Source organism: Streptomyces boncukensis (assembly GCF_011045075.1).
Classification (GTDB): domain Bacteria; phylum Actinomycetota; class Actinomycetes; order Streptomycetales; family Streptomycetaceae; genus Streptomyces; species Streptomyces boncukensis.
This window is the reverse complement of the sequence record NZ_JAAKZZ010000768.1, coordinates 1-2,522: the sequence shown is the minus strand read 5'-3', so window position 1 is coordinate 2,522 and position 2,522 is coordinate 1. Positions and strand designations below refer to the sequence as shown.

The 2,522-nt window shown below is 73.2% G+C and carries 4 protein-coding genes; 1 reads left to right on the top strand and 3 read right to left on the bottom strand.

Annotated elements, in window-relative coordinates; all coding sequences use genetic code 11:
• From G5C65_RS35345 to G5C65_RS39850, 3 genes are all read right to left on the bottom strand, one after another.
• Positions 1–640, bottom strand: a 640-nt coding sequence (locus G5C65_RS35345) for a formyl transferase (protein ID WP_338146816.1), incomplete at its 3' end; no start/stop codon positions are given.
• A gap of 110 nt (positions 641–750) precedes the next feature.
• Entirely contained in the window at positions 751–1,077 is a 327-nt protein-coding gene (locus G5C65_RS39855) for a DUF4031 domain-containing protein (RefSeq protein ID WP_165303147.1), read from the bottom strand.
• Complete coding sequence (locus tag G5C65_RS39850; protein WP_165303146.1) at positions 1,074–1,481, bottom strand: hypothetical protein; 408 nt, start codon at positions 1,479–1,481, stop codon at positions 1,074–1,076. Before G5C65_RS39850 ends, G5C65_RS39855 begins: the two co-directional genes overlap by 4 nt.
• Before the next feature lie 71 nt (positions 1,482–1,552).
• Here G5C65_RS39850 and G5C65_RS35330 point away from each other — a divergent pair.
• On the top strand, positions 1,553–2,522 hold a 970-nt coding region (locus G5C65_RS35330; protein ID WP_420903398.1), incomplete at its 3' end, for a MurR/RpiR family transcriptional regulator.

The window sequence follows — 2,522 nt, the reverse complement described above, 5'->3', positions numbered from 1 at the left end:
CCCCCTCCCGAACCCGTTCCAGGGCCTCGGTCAGCAGCCGCCCGCCGAACACGTTCAGATCCGCCAGCAGCTGATCCGGATCGAACTCGTCCGCGATCGGCACCCCGCCCCGCTGGACGACGATGTCTCCCGTGTCGAAGTCCTCATCCATCCAGTGCACCGTCACGCCGGTGTGCCGCTCGCCGTCGCGGATCGCCCAGTGGACCGGGATCGGCCCCCGGTACCGGGGCAGAAGGGAGTGGTGGATGTTGAGGGCACCCAGCCGGGGCAGCCGGAGCAGCGCCCCGGGAAGCCTCCAGGGGAATCCGTTGCAGACCAGCAGATCGGGACGGTAGCCGGGCAGGGCGCGCAGCAGACTGCGCGCGGACGCGGGGACCAGTAGGTCCATGTCCGGCGGCATCGCTTCCGCGATCCGCCCGGCCTCCGCGGCGGCGCGGGGCGCGGGTGGCCGCCGGGGCCGGAGGGAACGCGCGTAGACGTAGGCCACGGGCTGATGCCCGGCCGCCTCACACGCCTCGTGCGCCACCGCGAAACCACGCGGCGCGTGGGAGAACAGGACGACCCGCAGCCGGTCCGCCACCCTGAGAACCTCCTTGTCGATTCCGACGGCCGCGATCTTCTCTTCTCCCTTGCGTGGCACGCAAGTTGACGCGTCAACGCCGGGTGCTCGGTGACACCTCCGACGCGTGACCGGCGGCCGTTCCCGGACGGCGGCACGCCGCACTGGGGCGCGCCCTCCACGGTGCAGAGCTATTCCCCTCTGCTGGAGGTGTGGGGAGACCCCGTACGAGGCGTGGAGCGCCGACGAGCAGGAGCGCCGCCCCTCCGCCTCCGGCGGAGGCCCGCCACCGTCAGGCGCCGGACCAGTTCCTTGCTGCCCACCTCCACCGCGCCCGCCCGTACGGCGGCGGCGTACTGCGTGCTCGGTACGTCGTAGTGGTCCCCGTCGAAGGCGCGGGGCGGGCAGCCGATCCGCTCCGCGAACCCGTGCAGCTCCGCGAACGACACATCGCTCACCAGGTGGGACCACATGCGGCCGTGGCCCGGCCACTGCGGCGGGTCGATGTAGAGGGTCACAGGCGCTCGCCCAGGGAGCCCACGCGGGCGACCACCGTCGAGGTCCTGCCGCACACCCAGTGCGGGCTCTCGCCCAGCTCGGGCTCGACGTCCAGCGCGTGCGGGTCGGCACCGATACACACCGGGCAGACCGGCCAGCGGCCGTAGCGCTCCAGGAGGGCGTCCTGGACGTCCTGGGCCACCAGGCCGTCCACGTACGCGACGCCCTCCGGCCACTGGCCGACCCACCAGCGGCGGTGTGCGACGGACTCCTCGACCAGCGAGACGACGTCCGCGCGCGCCACGTCGCCCGCCTCCAGATCGGCGAGGATCAGCGCCCGCGCGGCGTGCAGCGCCTGTTCGAGGTCGTCCGTTCCCGTGCTGTCCGTACCTTCCGTGCCTTCCGTGCCTTCCGTGCCTCCCATGCGTCCATTGCACCATCCGTATCCCGGCCGGGCCATTGACGTCGCCGCCGGATGAAAATATCTTCCGACATGTGACGAGCAATCTGAAGGAAACTTTCTCCATCCCCGCGACCCGGGGCGACCAGCGCGACCGGCGCGCCCGGTCCGCTGCTCAGGCGGCGCCGGCAGCGCCCACCGCGCCGACCGCGCTGGCCGCCAAGGTGCGCACGATGGTGCCGTCGATGACGCGCTCCATGCAGCGCGTCGCGGAGGCCGTCGCGGGGGATCCGGCCGGATGCGCGCAGCTCACCGTCACAGGGCTCGCCGAGCGCACCGGCACCAGCGAGGCCACGGTGGTCCGCACCTCCCGGCTGCTCGGCTATCCGGGCTACCGCGATCTGCGGCTCGCGCTCGCGGGGCTCGCGGCGCAGCAGGAGTCCGGCGCTGCCCCGTCCGTCACCGCCGACATCGCGGTGGACGACCCGATCGGGGACGTCGTCGCCAAGCTCGCGCTGGACGAGCAGCAGACGCTCGCCGACACCGCGGCCGGGCTCGACACCGGGCAGCTGGAGGCGGCGGTCGGCGCGGTGGTCGCGGCCCGCCGTATCGACGTCTACGGCGTCGGCGCCTCCAACCTCGTCGGCCAGGACCTCGCGCAGAAGCTGCTGCGGATCGGGCTCGTAGCCCACCCGCACGCCGACCCGCACCTCGCCGTCACCAACGCCGTGCAGCTGCGCACCGGCGATGTCGCGGTGGCCATCACCCACTCGGGCCGCACGGTGGACGTGATAGAGCCGCTGCGCGTCGCCTTCGAGCAGGGCGCCACCACGATCGCGGTCACCGGCCGCCCGGACGGCGAGATCGCGCAGTACGCCGACCACGTGCTCACCACCTCCACGGCCCGCGAGAGCGAGCTGCGCCCCGCCGCGATGTCCAGCCGGACGAGCCAGCTCCTGGTGGTCGACTGCCTGTTCATAGGGGTCGCGCAGCGTACGTACGAGACGGCGGCGCCCGCGCTGTCCGCGTCGTACGAGGCCCTGGCGCACCGGCACTCCCCGCGCC